Raw genomic sequence first — 17,655 nt, forward strand, 5'->3', positions numbered from 1 at the left:
CCGGCCACACCGACAATTGACCGCGCGTCCATTCGATGTGGCTTTACGCTGATTTTTCTTGATGCCGGGTGCATTGATCCCACGCCTACCTGCAGGCCCGGCCTGGGCGGCCACATGGGCTGTCTGGCCGCAGTGGAGCGAGCCGTCTCCACCACCAACCGTAATTTTGTAGGCCGCTTGCGTCACGTTACCAGCGAGGTCTATCTGGCTTCTCCGGCGGTTGCCGCCGCATCCAGTATTGCCGGACATCTCTGCCATCCTGAGGAGGTTATGAACAAGTGAATGCACACGGAATAGCACATAAATACGGCGATCACATTGATACTGACGTCATTATTCCAGCCCGCTATTTGGCAACGCAAGACCCCAACGAGTTGGCAGCTCACTGCATGGAGGATATTGACAAATCTTTTCGCCAGAAGAGCCAATCAGGGGATATTCTGGTGGCTGGCTTGAATTTCGGCTGTGGTTCTTCCCGGGAGCACGCCCCCATTGCCATCAAAGCCAGCGGCATTTCCTGCGTCATTGCAAAGAACTTTGCCCGGATTTTTTACCGCAACTCCATTAATATTGGACTGCCCATTCTGGAGTGTCCAGCCGCCAGCGAGGGAATTGACGACGGCGATGAGGTGACGGTGGATTATAATACCGGAGTCATTACCGATGTGACCAAGGGCGAAACCTATCAGGCGGAGCCATTTCCGCCATTTATCAAGGATATAATTTCCAAAGGTGGCCTAATGGCATCCCTTCGGGCGAAAGGAGCTGCGAAATGAACAAGACGATTGCTATAATTCGTGGCGATGGCATTGGCCCGGAGATTGTAGGGGAGGCGATCAGCATCTTGGACGCCGTCGCCTGCAAGTTCGGCCATACCTTTACCTATCGAGAAGCGCCCATGGGCGGCAGCACCATCGATGCCTTCGGCATACCACTGCCGGATTCCAGTCTCGATACCTGCCTTTCCTCCGACAGTGTACTGTTGGGTGCGGTGGGTGGTCCCAAGTGGGACGCTGTCCCGTCGGAAAAGCGACCGGAGCGCGGCCTTTTGAAGCTGCGAAGCGCCATGGGGCTCTATACCAATATCCGGCCCGCCCGCATGTTTGCCGATCTCTCCGCCGCCTGTCCGCTTCGGGCGGATATTGCTGCGGCGGGCATTGACTTTGTGGTGGTCCGGGAACTGATTAGCGGAGTTTATTTTGGAAAGCACACCACAGAGGAACGAAACGGCGAACAGACAGCAACGGACATCATGGCTTACAGCGAGCATGAGATCTGGCGCATCGCCCATGTGGCGTTCCAGATGGCGCAAAAACGCCGGAAGCGAGTGACCTCTGTTGACAAAGCCAACGTACTGGATACTTCCCGGCTCTGGCGCAAAACGGTCTGCGCAGTGGCGGAGGAGTATCCGAACGTGGAGCTGCGGCATATGTACGTGGATAACGCCGCCATGCAGATTGTCCGGGATCCCAGCCAGTTTGATGTCATTGTTACCGAAAACCTCTTTGGTGATATTCTCTCCGATGAAGCCAGCCAGATTACCGGTTCCATCGGAATGATCCCATCCTCCAGTAAGGGAGACGGCAGCCGTGGTTTGTATGAGCCTATTCATGGTTCGGCTCCGGATATTGCCGGTCAGGACAAAGCAAACCCCATCGGTACGATCTTGTCCGCCGCCATGATGCTACGGCACAGCTTTGGCATGGTGGAAGAGGCAGACGCCGTGGAGGCGGCGGTAGAGACGGTACTGCACACTGGTTATCGTTGCGGCGATATTATGGATCAGGGTGGAACTTTAGTGGGCTGCCGGGAAATGGGCCAACGCATTCGGGAGCTTATTTAGGACTTACTAGATGACCTTAATTTCAAGATTACGCGGAAAAATGATGACAAATGTAAAGCTCATTGCTCAGCTTGCATAGGTATTAATAATGGAGATGAGTTGGCAAAAAGTGAAAACCACTCAAATCCATAACTAGGATCGAGCAATTTTCACTTTTGGCCAATAGGTCTCTTATTTTACCTCGTGTCAATAACTCTGCAAGTGCAGTTTTTGTAAACGATAAACATTTTAGGCCGTTGCAGCAAAAAGGCGATTTTAAAAGATAGCCATGATGAAACCAGAATCCGCCGATTTTTGCAGCGCAATGAATTTCAGTTTTAATAGAAGAGATAAATTCTTGCTGCGCTTTTGCTTGACGTGCAGGGAGTCACAGGTTTGAGTCCTGTGTCGTCCACCAAAAAGGCAAAATCCGAACTTGTTTCCGATAGGAGACGAGTTCGGATTTGTCATTTATTTGAAAGAGATTGCAGTGTAAAAAAGCCGGAATCGCACGGGAAACGGTATATTATCATTTCAAATCAAAAGAGGATGTTTTAGACGCTCTGATAGAGCGGCACTGCGAAAGGCTGTTAAAAGAGGCCGAACAGATAGCCGCAGACACATGGAGCGGTTGTTACAAACCCTCATGTTGATGAATTGCGATAAGGGGGGCGCGCCCAGTGTAATTACCCTACAAATGCACCGGCCGCAAAACGCCTTAATGCACCAGAAAACGCATCAGACAATGCTGGAGGCCATCCCGCCTATCCTGATGAGAATTATTGAAGACAGCATAAAAGAAGGCTTATTCCATACACCATATCCCTATGAGAGCCTGGAAATGATCGTCGCTCATGTTAATACGGTTTTTGATGATTACTCCGAAAAACTCACGGGAAAAGAGCTGTTAAACAGAGTCAACGCATTCATTTTTAATCTGGAACGACTCTTTGGAGCAGCACCGGGAAGCTTTGACAGCGTGGCCGTGTTGTTTCATACAGGCGGTGGTGCTGATGAATAAAACCGGAAACAGCGCTTTTCTAAAGTTCGTTCTGCTGTGTTCCGGTAGTTTTGTGGCTGCAATCGGAAGTGGTATTACTTCTTTTGGGCTTGGAGTATATGTGTTTGAAAAAACCGGGCTTGCGTCCTCCGGCGCACCGATTCCCCTGCTGGCCTTTTTGCCCGGGCTTCTGCCTGCTCCCTTTGCTGGAGTGCTTGCGGATCAATATGACCGTAGGCTTTTGATGACTCTTGGAGACGACCTTTCCGCCATAGGGCTTGTGTATATTCTAATTTGCATGTCGGCTGAAGAAGCACAGCTTTGGCAGATTGGTATAGGCATAACGGTTAGCTCGGTTTTTTCTTCCCTTGTCGAGCCCTCGTTCATAGCCACGGTAACAGACCTTTTGACTGAGGAAGATTATTCAAAAGCCAGCGGATTGGTGCAGCTTGGTGGCTCCGCAAAGTTTTTGGTTTCATCGCTTATAGCCGGCTTCCTTCTTCGGGTTTACGATATAAAACTTTTGCTCATGATTGATATTTGCACAATTTTCACAACTGTAGCGGTTACCTCATTTTAATCTGCATCTTTGGCTTTCTTTTTTTCTCCATGCTGCCCTGCCAACATGAGCCTGGATTATCTGATACGCACCAACATTCCCAACGATGTACAGGGACGGGTTTGGGGGTTGATCGGAATTATTTCAAAGCTTGGTTATGTGTTTGCTTACAGCACTTTGGGGCCGCTTGCCGACTTTGTGTTTATTCCTATGCTAACTCCAACAGGCTTGCTGTCTGGAAGTGTGGGAAAGATAATCGGCACCGGAAGCAGCAGAGGGATTGGACTGCTCATGATTCTTGCGGGCTTCTTGCTCTGTGTAGCCGCCATCCTTTTGTATCATATAAAGTCTATCAGAGAATTAGAGAACAGGTGTGACGTATGTATCGAAAATTGATCACAAACGATATCAAAAAAAGCAGGCTTATTGCTCTGTTGTTGCATAATAACTCTCCTAATGTTACCGCATTTGCTGCGGCAATAAGTCTGCCGTTCTTTTCTCCCAAGGTATCCAGTTCAGATGTGAGCTGATGAGCATGATGGTCTATATCCCCTCCTGAATCTACAGCTTTTTAAAATGTCCAATTGTTATTTGCGGTCAAAGGTGATTCTCTGCGACACCTGAGAGCCTACTTCCTGAATAAACCCGCAATGCAGCGGATGCTTCAGATAAGCGCTCAGGGCAGCCTCAGAGGCCAGATCCATTTTCACCAACAGGTCGGCGTTGGAATTACGGCAAACACAATTCTTTTAGATTTGAACTTTTTCAATTCCAGGCAACACAGATTCAAGCTCCGTATAAGTATGAACCGCCAGCGAAAATACTTTATCAGAAAAAGGCCCGGATTGAATTTCAACAGCAGATAATGAACCATGTGATTTCCTCAATTCCAATGCAATATAGTGATGCAACATAAGCTCGCGCTTATTTGTCTGTGAGCAAGAATAATGCCAAACGGATACACACATCGTTTTGCCCTGTTATCAATATAAAAAGAGGCCTAGCCGGATGGTGTGGGCGGGAACTTCATTTCAAAAATGGTATTTGCATTTCATTTTTGAAATATTTAGTGTTTAATTATCTTGCCGGAGGAATGCTTTTATGAAAAAGAACATGAAAAACAATTTTTGGCTGTCGCACCCGCCAGCATGGACAATGTATTTTTGTTCCGTGCTCTGCCGCCGTATATCTACAAGATCATTTTATCGCAGCCGTGCCCGGAGCTGTTAACACAAATTTCAGCCGAAATGACGGAGACAGATTTCAATGGCATCCTTACGCGAGGAAGCTTGGCGCAGTATCTCTATGCCAACCATGTCTCGGTTCCCATTTTCACATTGGAATACCAGACTTATACGCTTTTAAATCTTTTGCAACAGTGTGTGGAGATGGGCCATCATAAAATTTGCATTTTTGAAATCGAATACGCCGCGTCAGAGCAGGACTTTCATGCACAGCATGCGAATTTGATCGTTGGCTCCTAAGAATTTCATTATTGCAAGCTCAATGACCGGGCTTTAGTGGAAAGCGAAATCAATGACCGGTTAAAGCGCGATGAGTTGGACATTGTGGTTGGAGACGTGGAACCCATTATGATTGCGAAGGAACTCGGGCTTCCCTATCAGAATTTCATTATTGATAAACGCTCCTATTACAATGCCATACAAGAGGCCACGTATGTCACAGAAACGACTCAGCAGGAAAAAGCTCAGGACCAGTTTATTTCTCTTATAACCAACATCATTTCAGAAGCGGTGATCATCTCGGATAATATCGGGAGGATTCTGCGCTTTAATCTTCCCGCAGAGAGGATACTGGTAAAGGGTGAACACTGTGATGATGTGCAGACCTTATTCGGGATCGATCTTCAGGCTCTGCTAAATTTGCCCCCTAAACAGCTGGTGGAAATTCGTGAGAAAAAATAAGTTATTAACGTTATTCCACAGGTGATTGGAACCGCGCAGATGTATGTGTTTCTTCTCAGCAGCGTAAATTATGTTGAAGACATGGAACTATGCATCCGCGGTCAGAATCAGGAGCGGGGGTTAACAGCCAAAACCACCTTCCGGGATATTATCTGCCGGGATCCCTCCTCGCAGGAGCCTGTAAAAACCGCCAAACGTTATGCCAAGAGCAACGGCTCGGTACTAATTCATGGAGAGACCAGCACAGGCAAGGAACTCATTGCTTCCAGCATTCATAAGGAAGTCATGCGAATAGGCGGAAACAGGATCATTCCGGTTGACGTGCGCATTATTGCGGCAACAAATAAAAACCTGCAGGAGATGGTGAAAAAGAGAAGCTTTCGGGAATATCTTTATTACCGTTTGGCTTTGCTGGAAATTAAGATTCCGCCATTGAAAAAGCGAAAGCAGGATCTCATTCCTCTTTTCGCCAGCTTTTTAGCTGAAATGGCAGATTTAGAGAAGCGGGTTCTCTATTGGGACAACGACTCTGTATTAGAACCTATCCTGACCTATAACTGGCCCGGTAATATCCGGGAGCTGCGCAATTTTGCCGAGCGAATAGTTCTGCTGCGCGAAAGTTATCAATTGGCGCAGCCTTTCGTTGCCGAGATGAACGCTCAGTTTTCGGGGCCTATTATTGATAATCTGAAAGAGCTTGAGCGAAATTATCTTTTATTTTTACTCGACCGTTTTAATGGGAATAAAGAGAAAGTTTGCTCTTATCTTCACATGAGCAAGCCCACTCTCTGGCGGAAATTGTCGGCTGCATCAAAAGAAGTTTGAAGTTTTGAAACTCCGGACAGTGAATAAAGCCGCGTTTAGCGGCAGTGTATGAATGGACTTTAGATTCAGAGATTCTCTAAAAGACCCGTCCTCGGCATACTCCATGAGGTAAGTTATCCAGCCTGCGATACGAATTCAGGTTAGGAAAGATTTCAGCCACAGCTGTCCTGCGGTTGGATTGACTGGCTTTGCAGGCATTTTAACACGGCGCTGATCGCCGCAAATACGGAAGAACACAGCAGGCGGCACACGGTGGTTTCGACCGTGTGCCGCCTGCTGTGTTCGGACTCTTATTTTTGTAGAGGATTCCATTTGTCGTAAATGACCTGCGTGACGCCTTTTTCAATGGCCCGCAGGCTATCCATGTCATGAAGGATCTCCAGTTCCTTTCCCATGCCGAGAGGGGATCGCCGCCGCAGAACGCGGAGCACCGTGGACTCCAGTCTGCCGTATTCCGCAAAGCCCCGCCCGCCGATGTACACGACATCAGGATCAAAGAGATTGACCAGAATGGAGAGGAGTGCGCCCAGCTTTTCGGCTCTGTCCTCCATGAGGCGGGCGCGAACTTCGTCGCTGTGCGTAGGAAAGCGGAGGGTTTCCATACCCCGCTGGGAAAGATCACTCTCGATGCAGCCTGAATTGCCGCAGAAGGGACACTCCACGTCCGGCGTGCCGATGGGCATATGTGCAACCTCCGCCGCATAGCCGTTTTTGCCCTTTAGGAGATGCCCTTCGCAGATAACGCCGACGCCCAGTCCCGAGGAACTGTGTAAATATACCGCGTTGCGAATCTCGGGGCGCTCTTGGCAAATGGAGAGGGCACAGAGATTGGATTCGTTTTCCACATAGCACGGCAACTTCAGCCGATGCTCCAGCAGCTCTTTCAGTGGGGTATGATTCAGGACCGAAACGGTGGAGTTGATAGTCAGTCCTGTGGATTCGTCGTAGATGCCAGGAATGGAGACACCCACGCCCACGATCCGAATGTCCACCATCTGGCAGAGGGCATCGCGGTAGGTAGTCTCAATCAAATCGGTCAGGAGAGAGATTTCCTGCATTCCGGAGATGTCAAAGAAGGTCTGGTACAGGCGCTTGTTTGCAAAATTCAGGATGGAAAAATTCAGGATTCCTTCCTGCTGAAAATCAATGCAGACGGAGGCATAGCGCGAGCACTTGAATATCTGAATGCTGGGGATGCGCCCCACGGAGATGCTGCTGATCTTCTCCTCAACCAGCACGCCTTGCTCCTTCAGCTCGTTGCACAGGTTGGAGACGGTGGAAAAGCTCAGACCGGTGATAGCGGCGATTTCATTTTTTGTCGTTCCGCCTGAAATACGCAAAACCTCCAGAACTCTCTTGATGTTTTGGGCTTTAATATCTGTTACATCCATATCTCTTCATTCCTTATTGCGCAACTCTTCTCGGCAGCCATACATCAGCCTGCTGTTCTTCCATGATACCAAATATTGGTGATGGATGCAAGCAAGAACCCAAGAAATCAGCGTGTTCCATGCGTATTTTATGGCCCGATACCAACGAAACAAAAGGTGTGCGGCAAAATATTTTAATATTTATTATAATTGTTAAAACTCAAAACAGTCAGCGTGTCATGCCCGACGGACGGAAAGACCCGCATGCTGACGGCAGACGCGCAGAAGAACATCAGCGGTGGTTGTGGTGCACATGACTGAGATACTGATTGATGTCCTGAAGGGCATTGTAGCAGTCCTCAAAGACCGGGATTAAATCCCGGTAGAGTTCCACGTTTTCACTGATGGGACTGGTGTAATAGTGGCTGCGGTGAAACCGGGATGCCTCCGAATAGCCACGGTAGATTCCAAGCCCCACTCCCGCTGTTACGGCTGCGCCCACGCAACCGATGCCTCCTTTGACGTCCGTGCTGACAATGTTCATCTCAAAAGCATCTGACAAAAGCTGCTGCCAATACGGGGTGGCAACGCCGCCTGACAGGTACAGGGAGGAGAAGGGTTCTAGCTCTTCTATGGAGCGCTTGACAATGGCCAGTTGAAAGGAAACGCCTTCGATGACACTGCGGAAAAAATCGTCTCGGGTGTGGTACATATCAAGGCCGATAAAGCCGCCTTTTGCATAGCTGTTCCACCAAGGCGTTCTCTCGCCCCGGAGATAAGGCATAAAGAGGAGTCCGTTGCTCCCGATAGGCGTGCGGTTCATCCGCTCAAATAGCTCTTCCCGAAGGAACGGCTTAGTATGGAGGTCGTTTGGATAGAAGGCTTTCAAAAACCAGTCCACGCTCAGCCCGCCAGAAAGCACGGTTCCGCCGTTCAAAAACAGCTCCGGCCCAGTATAAGAGGCCTTGGTTAGGACGTTTTTTCGATCCATTTCGGCGCTGTCTGTAATTTGAGAAACCCAGGAGACGGAGCCCATATAAATGAGACCCTGTCCTTTTTCAACCAGACCGGAGCCCACGGCGGGCGCACGCCCGTCGCCCATTCCCTCCACGACAATGGTATCCTGGCTGAGCCCGCACTGTTCGGACGCATCGGGAGTGACCCGCCCCAGAACGGTTCCGAAATAAACCACCTCCGGCAGCTTGGCTGCGTCAATGCCGCAGGCATCAAGAATGGTATCGGACCACTCCCCCTTCAGAAGGTCATACATCAGCGTAAAGCCCGCGTCGCTCTCGTCCGTGGCAAGAACGCCGGTGAGCCTGTAATTAATATAATCCTTGCACTGGACGAACATCGCGGTGTCGTTATAGATATTGGGAAGCCGTTCTTTCAGCCACATGACCTTTGAAAGGGAAAACATGTGACTGAGGCATACGCCGGTAATTTCGTGAATTTTCTCCGCACTCAGCAGAGACTCAATTTTGCAGATCTGATCAGCGCTTCGCTTGTCGTCCCACGTCATATGCTCGTACAAAGGCCGACCGTCCCGGCCGAGGGCGAGACATCCCATCATCTGCCCGCATACGCAAACAGCCTTCACTGAATCCACCGGGATGTTGGTGATAAGATTCCGGCAATTGAGGCAGAAGGCATCCCACCAGACGTCAGGGGATTGAGAGGAACGGCCGTCTGCGGCGACATCTGGAGAATAGCGGACCGTGTTGCTGCGAATTGCTTCCCCGTCGAAGGAGAACAGCGTCGCTTTACAGGAATAGATGCCGATGTCCTGCGCCAGGATATATTGCTTGTCATCGCTCATGGTAATGACCTCCCCCTTTCAGCATGACTGTATTATATTTCTATTTAATTATAAGTGCAAGAATAAAAAGGCGGAAGCAAAAAGCAAAAGAAGGGCGGATTGGAAAAATACCATCAATTCAATGCATCATTCGCTTAATTTTGTGTTATTTAAACAAAAGTAAAGAAAGATTTTCTCCAATAAGCAAGGAGATAGTATATTGCATCAATTATTTTAAGTGTTATAATTATTATTGCAAAAAGCAGACGGCCGTCTAGCAAATTTGCAGTATCAAAAAGAAATATGAGAACGAGCGGAGAATTTAGGAGGGACATATGACAGTTTACGACTTTTTAAGCGATTTCGCAATTGCCTCTCTCTTTATTTTGGTGGGTCAATTCCTTCGCGCGAAGATTAAGTTTTTTCAGGAGTTTTTTATTCCATCAAGCTTGCTTGCGGGTTTTATGGGCCTGATCCTTGGAAAGCAGTTTTTAAACGTGCTCCACTTCTCCGATGGGGCCGGCTCCTATGCGGGTATGCTGATTATCATTGTGTTCACGGTCGTCGGCCTCAACGGCTTCGAAATTAAAAAGGGCGAAGGCGCAGAGACAATGAGGCGCGTCACTTCCTTCAACTCCTACCGGTTTTTGGCATATTTTATTCAATTTACCCTCGGGATTGCGGCCACGCTGATAATTGTCAAGTTCCTGATGCCCAATCTGAACCCCGGCTTCGGCATCCTGATGGCATCCGGCTTTACCGGCGGCCACGGTACCGCTGCTGCGGTTGGCAAGACCTTTGCGGACCTTGGCTGGGCGGAGGCGGGTGATCTGGGCATGACCTTTGCCACCGTGGGCATTCTGAGCGGCGTCTTTGGGGGACTGATCTTCATTAAGATTGCCACCAAACTTGGCTGGACCGCGTATGTGAAGGATTTTCGGTTCATTGACAACGATTTGCGCACCGGCCTTGTTGCAAAGAATCATCGGAAATCTATGGGTCAGGAAACCATTTCCTCCGTATCACTGGACAGCTTGGGCTTCCATGTGGCCATGGTCGCCATGATCGCCGGTTTTGGCTATCTGCTCAATTCAAGGGTACTTGCGGTCCATGTGATCAAAGGCATCCCCGACTTCACGGTCGCCTACCTGCTGGGCCTTGCGTTCTTCCTGATTTTCAGAAAAACCAAGGTTTACGACTATGTGGACAAGAACGTCAACAGTCGCATCTCCGGCACCGCCACCGATTTTCTGGTGTTTTTTGGCGTTGCCATGATCAATACCAAGGTTATCGTTGAGTATGCCCTTCCTCTGATCCTTCTGATTCTTGTGGGCCTTGTCTGCGTTGTCATATGCGTCGTCCCCATGGGCTATCGCATGAACCACAAGAGCTGGTTTGAACGTTCCATCTTTGTTTACGGCTATTCCACCGGCGTGTTCGCCATCGGTTTTGTGTTGCTGCGCATTGTTGACCCCGACAACAAATCCCACACAGTGGATGACACCGCCATGACCCCCTGGCTAAGCTTCTGCGAGATTTTCACATGGTCGACGGTTCCCGTAGCCCTGATCAACGGCCAGGGCTGGTTTGTGGCGGGGATCTGTGCGCTGATCTGCGTCGTGGCGGTCGCGATCTGCCTTGTGGGAAAGATGTGGTATAAGGACTCTCCCGCGGGACGGGGTGGCTACGACGCTTGATTTGACACCTTTTGCTTTTCGGCGCGGGGAGAGCGTTCCACCATCCCCGGTCGGATGAAAAAATAATTTTAAGGAGAATAATTATGAGTAACATTGGCGGAGTGGATTTCCTGTATTTGGATGAACCCTCTATGATTAAGGCAGGCGTGATGGATATGCACACCTGCGTTGATACCATGGTCGAAGTATACAAGCTTTTGGGGCAGGGCGACTACGTGATGGGCGGCAAAAACCACAATTCCCATGGCGTGAAGATGGTGTTCCCCAAGAGTTCTCCCTTCCCCAATATGCCGGTGGACGGCCCTGACCGCCGCTTTATGGCGATGATCGCCTATGTGGGCGGCCGGTTCAACGTGGCCGGTGAGAAGTGGTACGGTTCCAACATTGAAAACAAGCAGAAAAACCTACCCCGCTCCATTCTGATGGTAATGCTGAACGACGCGGTCACCGGCGCGCCCATCGCCCTAATGTCCGGCAACCAAATCAGCGGAATGCGCACCGGCGCCATTCCGGGCGTGGGCGCCCGGTCTCTGGCCCGCAAGGGTTCTAGGTCCTGTGGACTGATCGGCTCCGGCCCCATTAACAGAAGCTGCTTTATGAGCTTGATTGATTCCCTACCGTCCATTGAGGAGGTAAAGATTTTCGACGTGGTGCCGGAAAACGCCGAGAATCTGGCCAGATGGATTATGAAAACCTACCCCGCCGTGAAGAAGGCGTACGGTGTAGCCACAGCTGAGGCGTGCGTCCGGGACTCGGACGTGGTCAACTCCGCCACCTCCGGCAAGAGCCTGCCTTACATCAATGGCGAGTGGATTAAGAAAGGGGCCTATGTGTCCCTGCCTGCCGGCATAGAAATGGATCAGGAGTTTGTCCTGCGCCCCGACATTCTCCGCGTGGTGGACAATTGGCCCATGTACGAGGCGTGGTCCGAGGAGCTGTCCTATCCATGGCACGATTCCATCGAGCTGATCGGCAGCTATTATCTGGACTGGATCAAAGAAGGCAGCATGACCGCAGATCAGATCGTCAACATGGGCAAGATTATCAACGGCGACGCGAAGGGCCGCGAGGATGACGACCAGATCGTTCTGTTCGGACAGGGCGGCCTGCCGGTCTACGACGTTGCCTGGGGCAAGCAAATCTATGACAACGCCGTGAAGATGGGGCTGGGCGTGAAGCTGAATCTGTGGGAAGAGGCCGCTATGCATTGATCCGAAAGGGTTTAATCTGCGGAGCTTGGGCCTGCACACGCAGGCCCAAGCTTTTTAAGAAAATAGGTGTGATATTGTGCTGGAAGGTATTTTATCTGTTGTGGCAGCGTCGCTTCTGTTTGGAATGAAGCCAACGAGCGACAAATACGTAATGCTCAGCGGCGTGGCACCCGTATGCATTACCTTTTACGGACAGCTCATTCTGACGGTTCTGGCGCTGGCGCTTACGCAGCTCAGGCGGGAATGCTTAAAAATTCAGTGGAGCGCCGCCCTGTATCTGATTTTTCTGGGAGCCATCGGCATGGGCGTGACCTCGTTTCTGATCAGCAGCGCGATGGAGTGCATTCCGGTGGGACTTGCCACGATTCTTCATTTTCTCTACCCCACCATTGTCTCCATTGCCCTGGTGACGCTGTTCCATCAAAAGTTAACAAAGTTCAAACTCATTGCCATCGTTTGCTCTATTGGGGGAATGCTGCTTATCACAAATATAAGCGGCAACGCGAAAATTTCCGCCACTGGCGTTCTTCTGGCGCTCGCTTCCAGCTTGACCTACTCGTTTTATATGATTGCCAACGACAAAGGAAAGGTCAACGAGCTTTCACTGCTTGTAAAGCTGGTCTACTCTGGCTTTGGCAGCGCTCTGCTATTCGGTATTCTGTCGGCAGCTCAGGGGGAAATCCGTCTGCCCGGAACCTGGCGGGCGGGTCTTGTGATGCTGCTTGTCTCCGGCATAGGCAATCTGGGGGCATTCTATTTCATCACCGCCGGCATCAGGCGGATCGGCGCGTCCGCCGCCTCCTTTGTCAATATGCTGGAGCCGATTACCAGCGTGGTGGTCAGCACCGTCATCTATCAAGACCAGCAGGGCTTCAAGACAATCTGCGGGATGGTACTGATTCTCTCCGCTGTTCTTCTGGTGGCGATGGATGGGCGCAAGGGAATTTCCGGGGAATCGCGCATATGCTGAGTCCGTCCGCGGCTTCTCGAGGTGGCCCTCCTTTTTATAAAAATTCGGGCGTTTTTTCTGCCGCGTGAAACGGGGAAGATACGGACCGATATGTCCAAATGACATCAGCGCCCCTTTCCGAACGGCAGAAAAGCCGAACGGGAAGGGGCGCTTTTGCGGCCTGCGGTTCCGGCCATAAACCTGAAACCGCGAGTTTTTGTTTTTGCCTCAGCGTACTCCGGCCTGTATCACACAGATGGATTATCAGGTCGGTACCGGAGCCAAAGGACACGCCCGGCATGGCGCCCAACTGCACACAGCCGATGGTGTTGAGGGCGTTGAAGTCCACGGCGGAGGCTCTAATGAGGTTGTTGATCATGGCCGCCTCGCCCGTAATCAAGGCGCCGGGTCGTATTCCTTGAGGATTTCCCGCATTTCATTCAGTTGCTTGAATACCGCCTGAAATGCGCTGGCGTATTTGGAGTTTGAGATTTTGTAGGATTTGAATAATGGGGCCAATTAAAGACGGGAGATGATTATGATATGGCTTCTGAGAAGTTCCGAAAGCCAAGGCCAAACACCTGATTTGTTTCTGTGACCATGACAAAGGCGTTTTCATCGGCCGCTTCATTAATCTTTTTCAGATCGGAAAATTCGGACTTTCGCACCGTACAAATCACCACGTTTGTATCATCTCCCGAGTAGGCGCCTTTGCCGGAGATAATCGTGGCGCTGCGCTCTATATTCCGGATGATTTGTGTGCAGATTTGCTGTGGATGCTGTGTAACGATCAGTACCTTGCAGCTTGCGCTGCTGAGGTAAAGGATCATGTCGATGACCTTTGTTTCCGCATACAGGCAGATCAAGCCCAAAAGGGCGGCATCAATATCGTGGAACACCAGCACAGAGCTGCTTAAAATGATGCCGTCAATCATCATTAGGAAGCGCCCGATGGAAATGTGCGGCCATTTTTTGCGTAGGAGATACCCGGCAATATCGCTACCGCCCGTGGTAGAGCCCGCGAGGAAAATCAGCGCCATACCTACCCCGATTACAATCCCGCCGTACAGGCTGGAAATCAGGCGGTCACCCCCGTACATTGGGAAATAGGGTGCAACAATCAGGTCGATAAATGAGGAACAGATTATACAGGTGATTCCCGTGCGAATCGCGAAGCGGTGGCTTAGGAAAAACCACGCCAGAATCAGCAGTGGAATATTAACCATTAACGTCAGTCCGCCCACTGGAAGGTTGGTCAGATAGCTGAACATCAGCGCGATGCCAACGGCGCCTCCCGGAGCGATGTTGGCGGGAGAAATGAGGCACTGTGTGCCGATGCTGTAAATGATTGCCCCTGCGATCAATGTGGCGGTGCTTTTAATACAACCGGACAGGCGTTGCTTATCCATAAAAAACTCCTTTTGATACGGACAGCCCGGAAAAAGACAGACAAGCCCATTCAATCCAGCAGCAGGCAGGAATCCAGACCATAATGCTTTACTTTGCGCTGCAAGGTCTGTCTGGGAATGTCCAATCGTTTGGCAGCTTTGGTCAGATTTCCGCCCGACTGGCTGAGCGCGCCGGCAATGATCCTGCGTTCGTAAGTTTCCATTGCCGTGCGCAGTGGTGCTTCCATTGGATCGGGCGAACTGAGACCGGCTTCCTGCGGGAGCAGCTTTTCAAATTTTGCGTCAATATCGGAATATTCCAAAATATGTTGGTCTGCCCCCGCAAGGCTCATGCCGTAAACAATAATCTGCTCCAGCTCACGAATGTTTCCGGGCCAGGAATAACGCTGCAGCTTGTCAATCAGCTCACTGGAAACGAATTCAATCTTCTTGCGGAACGTCAAATTATGCTTTTGAATGTACAGTTTTACAAATGCGGGGATATCCTCCAGGCGTTCCCGCAAGGGTGGAATTGCAATGGACATCATGCTAAGCCGGTAATAGATGTCGCTGCGCAGCCGCTTGTTCGCAATGGCCTCCATTGGGTCTTCGTTTAAGGCAGTGATAAAGCGAAGATCCACCGAAATTTCAGCACGGGAACCCAGTCGGCAAAAACGGTTTTCCTGAACGACACGAAGCAGCTTGGATTGCAGCGCGATTGGCATGGAGTTGATTTCATCCAGAAACAGCGTGCCGCCGTCGGCCATTTCGAAAAGGCCGGGGTTGTCAACGGCCCCCGTATAGGCGCCTCTGACAGTGCCGAATAACATGCTTTCAAGCAGCGTTTCCGGAATTGCGGCGCAGTTCTGAGCAAGAAAAGGGCGGTCCTTTCGACTGCTTGCGTTATGAATTGACTGTGCAAACACTTCTTTGCCGGTTCCGGTTTCTCCGTATAACATGACGGGCAGGGTGCAGGCGGCCACAACATCAATGTAATCGCGCGCTGCCACCATGGCCTTATTCACAGCAATGATGCTGTCCTTTGTAAACCGAAGGCTATTCTTCCACCCTGCGCACTCAAGCGGTGACAGTGCGGTGTCCATGGCAATTTGCAGGGCGCTGGACAAAAGTCCCTCCGACTGCACCTCGCTGGACAGGTCAATGGCTCCCACAATACGGTTCCCACTCTTGATCGGGATGGACAGGGAGGTAATGCGAATGCCCTTACGTCCGACTGGCTTAAGGTATTGATTTTTGACGTAGGCAGGCACGCCCTCCTGCATGGCCTTATAGGTGGTGCTGTTATTTGAAGACAAGTTCTCGTACACGTCATAGAAATTTTTCCCCACAGGCACCTCACCGGAGCCATGAATAGATAGCTTGTCGTTCAACTTGGCGGAAAATAAAATTTCCCCCTGCAAATTGATTATGGTGATGCCGTCAACATAGCCTTTGCCGCTGAAGAGCTTTTGCAATGCGTTTGATACGTCCATCATGCCGCCTCCCCTGTAGTTCACAAAGCTACTATACTATGAAGCATGGCAAATGGAAAGATTAGAATAGGCAAAATCAGCGTAAAAGCGACTAGACGGCTTGGTCTTCCCCTTCGGCGGGTCGGTCCAGCGGCAGCTTCAGCCACCACCAACGGCAGATCAGGTTAAGTACGATGCAGGCAACGGTCACCAGTGTGTACAGCCCCACAAAGGCCCAGTGCTGTCCTCCCAACAACATCGCAGGACCCATGCCCCATGCAAACATTTCGATGGGCGTGGTCAGCGGCCCGGCCAGAGCGGTGTCGTTGAGGGTCTTAGAGCGATTTTCTGGATCTACGATCCGCAGCAGGATAAAGCCGATGGCAAAGACCCCCGTGGAATATCCAAAGACAAAAATGGAGCGTTCAAACCAACTGCCGCGATTCATAGCAGGCCCAAAAAACATTAAGGTGGCAAACACGATGGCGATTCCAAACAGCAGAAGCATTGCCAGCGGGACCGCATACTTCACGATTACTTCAATTTTAATGGAGGCAATTCCAAAAAACACAAGGTAATCTGTTGCAGAGCCGGAGATGCGGCTGATGGTATCCGGATCAATATAATTGTTGACTCCGGTGGCCTTAAAGATCAGGAACATCACAAAGGCGGTAAGAAACGCAAGCAGATAGGTGGGCAGATCCAGCGCATGGTTGCTGGCTTCATAAATATAGCGATAGAGCAGAACGCCGATGCCGGAGCAGACAAGCAGAATGGCCAGATGCCATGCGATTGGGTCAAGGACAATGGAGGAAACGGTTTCGGTTCCGATAGGCTTGCGGTTTTCTTTGGCGACAAGCCCAGTTTTCAAATCGCCCGAAATATAATTAAAGTCCTTGATATACTTTGTCCAACCGCGCTTTGTACCAACCTTGATAAAGGCGAGGCCACCGAAAATACCAGAAAGGATGCCAACCGTAGCGCAGGTCATTCCGATATCCTTCGCGTCGGCAAAGCCCAGATTTGCCATGGCGGAGCCAACAGCGGCAGCGGTGCCGTGACCACCGGTGAAGCCGGAGGCAAGCAGCAGGCCAAATCCATAATTGATATTCGGAAAAAGGTTGGAAATCACGACGATGGAGAAAAGAACAGGCAGGCTGAACTGGATGGCCTGCGCCAGTACTTTATAGGAAAAGTAGGAGCCGATGCGGCTAATCTCCGCTTTGATGTTCTTTTTGTCGACGGAAAAGCCGCCGATTCCAACGGCAGAGAAAATCAGAATAATCAAAAGGCCCGGATAAGAGCTAATGGAGTCGGAAAAGAACAATACGTTAAAGCCCTGAGTCCCCAAAATCAACGCGAGAAACCCGGCCAGCATGCTGGCGGGAATAAAAAAATTCTGGACAAACTTTACCTTGGCACGAATGAACTGCCCGACCATAATAAATGCGGAGGCCAAAGCGAAATCAAGCAAAAAATCGGTAGCAGACATAGGGAACCGCCTTTCTCTCAATACTGAATTTTCCGGTTTTGTAGACTTCGGATTACCGCAGGGGGATTGATGTGCCAAAACATACGAAGAGGAGGTGGGGGACGCGGATCAACTTATTGGAACTCCTCATAGTAGTCATTGGAACGG

19 protein-coding genes and 1 pseudogene are annotated in these 17,655 nt (G+C 50.4%); 12 read left to right on the forward strand and 8 right to left on the reverse strand.

Translation table 11 applies throughout. The features are described from left to right. The 6 genes from RTK01_RS10950 to RTK01_RS10970 form a co-directional block, all read left to right on the forward strand. The coding region (locus RTK01_RS10950) for an aconitase family protein (RefSeq protein ID WP_312281004.1) at nt 1-282 on the forward strand (282 nt) is incomplete at its 5' end. Continuing rightward, nucleotides 279-776, forward strand: coding sequence for a 3-isopropylmalate dehydratase small subunit (leuD, locus tag RTK01_RS10955; RefSeq protein ID WP_312281005.1), 498 nt, complete (start codon nt 279-281; stop codon nt 774-776). The genes RTK01_RS10950 and leuD, both read left to right, overlap by 4 nt. Continuing rightward, a complete protein-coding gene (leuB, locus tag RTK01_RS10960) occupies nt 773-1,843 on the forward strand; it encodes a 3-isopropylmalate dehydrogenase (protein WP_312281006.1) in 1,071 nt (356 codons plus the stop codon). Before leuD ends, leuB begins: the two co-directional genes overlap by 4 nt. Before the next feature lie 464 nt (nt 1,844-2,307). After that, nucleotides 2,308-2,475 carry a TetR/AcrR family transcriptional regulator gene (locus tag RTK01_RS16865; RefSeq protein ID WP_397352730.1) on the forward strand — a complete coding sequence of 56 codons (168 nt, stop codon included), beginning with the start codon at nt 2,308-2,310 and terminating at the stop codon, nt 2,473-2,475. Next, entirely contained in the window at nt 2,445-2,843 is a 399-nt protein-coding gene (locus RTK01_RS10965; RefSeq protein ID WP_312281007.1) for a hypothetical protein, read from the forward strand. Before RTK01_RS16865 ends, RTK01_RS10965 begins: the two co-directional genes overlap by 31 nt. After that, nucleotides 2,836-3,402: an MFS transporter gene (locus RTK01_RS10970; RefSeq protein WP_312281008.1), complete on the forward strand. Its 567-nt coding sequence runs from the start codon at nt 2,836-2,838 to the stop codon at nt 3,400-3,402. The genes RTK01_RS10965 and RTK01_RS10970 overlap by 8 nt, the downstream gene beginning before the upstream one ends. Before the next feature lie 566 nt (nt 3,403-3,968). Here the strand turns inward: RTK01_RS10970 and RTK01_RS16870 are convergent. Further along, nucleotides 3,969-4,100: pseudogene (locus RTK01_RS16870) on the reverse strand (hypothetical protein); the annotation flags it as partial. Between the two features lie 30 nt (nt 4,101-4,130). After that, the gene (locus tag RTK01_RS10975) at nt 4,131-4,295 is read right to left on the reverse strand and encodes a hypothetical protein (protein ID WP_312281009.1); all 165 of its coding nucleotides are present in this window, start codon (nt 4,293-4,295) and stop codon (nt 4,131-4,133) included. A 168-nt stretch (nt 4,296-4,463) separates the two neighbouring features. Between RTK01_RS10975 and RTK01_RS10980 the strand changes: the two genes are divergently transcribed. From RTK01_RS10980 to RTK01_RS10990, 3 genes are all read left to right on the forward strand, one after another. Then, a complete protein-coding gene (locus RTK01_RS10980) occupies nt 4,464-4,865 on the forward strand; it encodes a hypothetical protein (protein ID WP_312281010.1) in 402 nt (133 codons plus the stop codon). Between the two features lie 108 nt (nt 4,866-4,973). After that, complete coding sequence (locus tag RTK01_RS10985) at nt 4,974-5,306, forward strand: hypothetical protein (protein WP_312281011.1); 333 nt, start codon at nt 4,974-4,976, stop codon at nt 5,304-5,306. A 39-nt stretch (nt 5,307-5,345) separates the two neighbouring features. Continuing rightward, a complete protein-coding gene (locus RTK01_RS10990; RefSeq protein WP_312281012.1) occupies nt 5,346-6,131 on the forward strand; it encodes a sigma 54-interacting transcriptional regulator in 786 nt (261 codons plus the stop codon). A 290-nt stretch (nt 6,132-6,421) separates the two neighbouring features. Here RTK01_RS10990 and RTK01_RS10995 read toward each other — a convergent pair whose 3' ends face one another. Both RTK01_RS10995 and RTK01_RS11000 read right to left on the reverse strand, forming a co-directional pair. Then, nucleotides 6,422-7,522 carry an ROK family transcriptional regulator gene (locus RTK01_RS10995; protein WP_312281013.1) on the reverse strand — a complete coding sequence of 367 codons (1,101 nt, stop codon included), beginning with the start codon at nt 7,520-7,522 and terminating at the stop codon, nt 6,422-6,424. Between the two features lie 271 nt (nt 7,523-7,793). Next, on the reverse strand, nt 7,794-9,320 hold the full coding sequence (locus RTK01_RS11000; RefSeq protein WP_312281014.1) for an FGGY family carbohydrate kinase: 1,527 nt from the start codon (nt 9,318-9,320) through the stop codon (nt 7,794-7,796). 314 nt (nt 9,321-9,634) lie between these two features. Here RTK01_RS11000 and RTK01_RS11005 point away from each other — a divergent pair, with 314 nt between their 5' ends. From RTK01_RS11005 to RTK01_RS11015, 3 genes are all read left to right on the forward strand, one after another. Further along, nucleotides 9,635-10,996: a sodium/glutamate symporter gene (locus RTK01_RS11005; RefSeq protein WP_312281015.1), complete on the forward strand. Its 1,362-nt coding sequence runs from the start codon at nt 9,635-9,637 to the stop codon at nt 10,994-10,996. Nucleotides 10,997-11,079: 83 nt separating this feature from the next. Beyond that, nucleotides 11,080-12,207 carry a tyramine oxidase subunit B gene (locus RTK01_RS11010; RefSeq protein WP_312281016.1) on the forward strand — a complete coding sequence of 376 codons (1,128 nt, stop codon included), beginning with the start codon at nt 11,080-11,082 and terminating at the stop codon, nt 12,205-12,207. A gap of 76 nt (nt 12,208-12,283) precedes the next feature. After that, complete coding sequence (locus tag RTK01_RS11015; protein ID WP_312281017.1) at nt 12,284-13,177, forward strand: DMT family transporter; 894 nt, start codon at nt 12,284-12,286, stop codon at nt 13,175-13,177. Nucleotides 13,178-13,211: 34 nt separating this feature from the next. Here RTK01_RS11015 and RTK01_RS11020 read toward each other — a convergent pair whose 3' ends face one another. The 4 genes from RTK01_RS11020 to RTK01_RS11035 form a co-directional block, all read right to left on the reverse strand. Then, complete coding sequence (locus tag RTK01_RS11020) at nt 13,212-13,556, reverse strand: hypothetical protein (RefSeq protein WP_312281018.1); 345 nt, start codon at nt 13,554-13,556, stop codon at nt 13,212-13,214. A 136-nt stretch (nt 13,557-13,692) separates the two neighbouring features. Continuing rightward, on the reverse strand, nt 13,693-14,565 hold the full coding sequence (locus tag RTK01_RS11025; protein WP_312281019.1) for a YitT family protein: 873 nt from the start codon (nt 14,563-14,565) through the stop codon (nt 13,693-13,695). 50 nt (nt 14,566-14,615) lie between these two features. Continuing rightward, entirely contained in the window at nt 14,616-16,040 is a 1,425-nt protein-coding gene (locus tag RTK01_RS11030; RefSeq protein WP_312281020.1) for a sigma 54-interacting transcriptional regulator, read from the reverse strand. A gap of 88 nt (nt 16,041-16,128) precedes the next feature. Further along, complete coding sequence (locus RTK01_RS11035; protein ID WP_312281021.1) at nt 16,129-17,508, reverse strand: sodium/glutamate symporter; 1,380 nt, start codon at nt 17,506-17,508, stop codon at nt 16,129-16,131. Nucleotides 17,509-17,655: the final 147 nt, after the last annotated feature.

It is taken from the genome of Oscillibacter sp., assembly GCF_031978065.1.
In the GTDB taxonomy this organism is placed as follows: domain Bacteria; phylum Bacillota; class Clostridia; order Oscillospirales; family Oscillospiraceae; genus Oscillibacter.

Bases quoted from the DNA above. Each gene is read 5' to 3' on its own strand.
- RTK01_RS11025 (WP_312281019.1), bottom strand. From the start codon at position 14,565: ATGGATAAGCAACGCCTGTCCGGTTGTATTAAAAGCACCGCCACATTG.
- RTK01_RS11035 (WP_312281021.1), bottom strand. From the start codon at position 17,508: ATGTCTGCTACCGATTTTTTGCTTGATTTCGCTTTGGCCTCCGCATTT.
- RTK01_RS11005 (WP_312281015.1), top strand. From the start codon at position 9,635: ATGACAGTTTACGACTTTTTAAGCGATTTCGCAATTGCCTCTCTCTTT.
- RTK01_RS10995 (WP_312281013.1), bottom strand. From the start codon at position 7,522: ATGGATGTAACAGATATTAAAGCCCAAAACATCAAGAGAGTTCTGGAG.
- RTK01_RS10970 (WP_312281008.1), top strand. From the start codon at position 2,836: ATGAATAAAACCGGAAACAGCGCTTTTCTAAAGTTCGTTCTGCTGTGT.
- RTK01_RS11000 (WP_312281014.1), bottom strand. From the start codon at position 9,320: ATGAGCGATGACAAGCAATATATCCTGGCGCAGGACATCGGCATCTAT.
- RTK01_RS10990 (WP_312281012.1), top strand. From the start codon at position 5,346: ATGTATGTGTTTCTTCTCAGCAGCGTAAATTATGTTGAAGACATGGAA.
- RTK01_RS10975 (WP_312281009.1), bottom strand. From the start codon at position 4,295: ATGTTGCATCACTATATTGCATTGGAATTGAGGAAATCACATGGTTCA.
- RTK01_RS11010 (WP_312281016.1), top strand. From the start codon at position 11,080: ATGAGTAACATTGGCGGAGTGGATTTCCTGTATTTGGATGAACCCTCT.
- RTK01_RS10965 (WP_312281007.1), top strand. From the start codon at position 2,445: ATGGAGCGGTTGTTACAAACCCTCATGTTGATGAATTGCGATAAGGGG.
- RTK01_RS11030 (WP_312281020.1), bottom strand. From the start codon at position 16,040: ATGATGGACGTATCAAACGCATTGCAAAAGCTCTTCAGCGGCAAAGGC.
- leuB (WP_312281006.1), top strand. From the start codon at position 773: ATGAACAAGACGATTGCTATAATTCGTGGCGATGGCATTGGCCCGGAG.
- RTK01_RS10985 (WP_312281011.1), top strand. From the start codon at position 4,974: ATGATTGCGAAGGAACTCGGGCTTCCCTATCAGAATTTCATTATTGAT.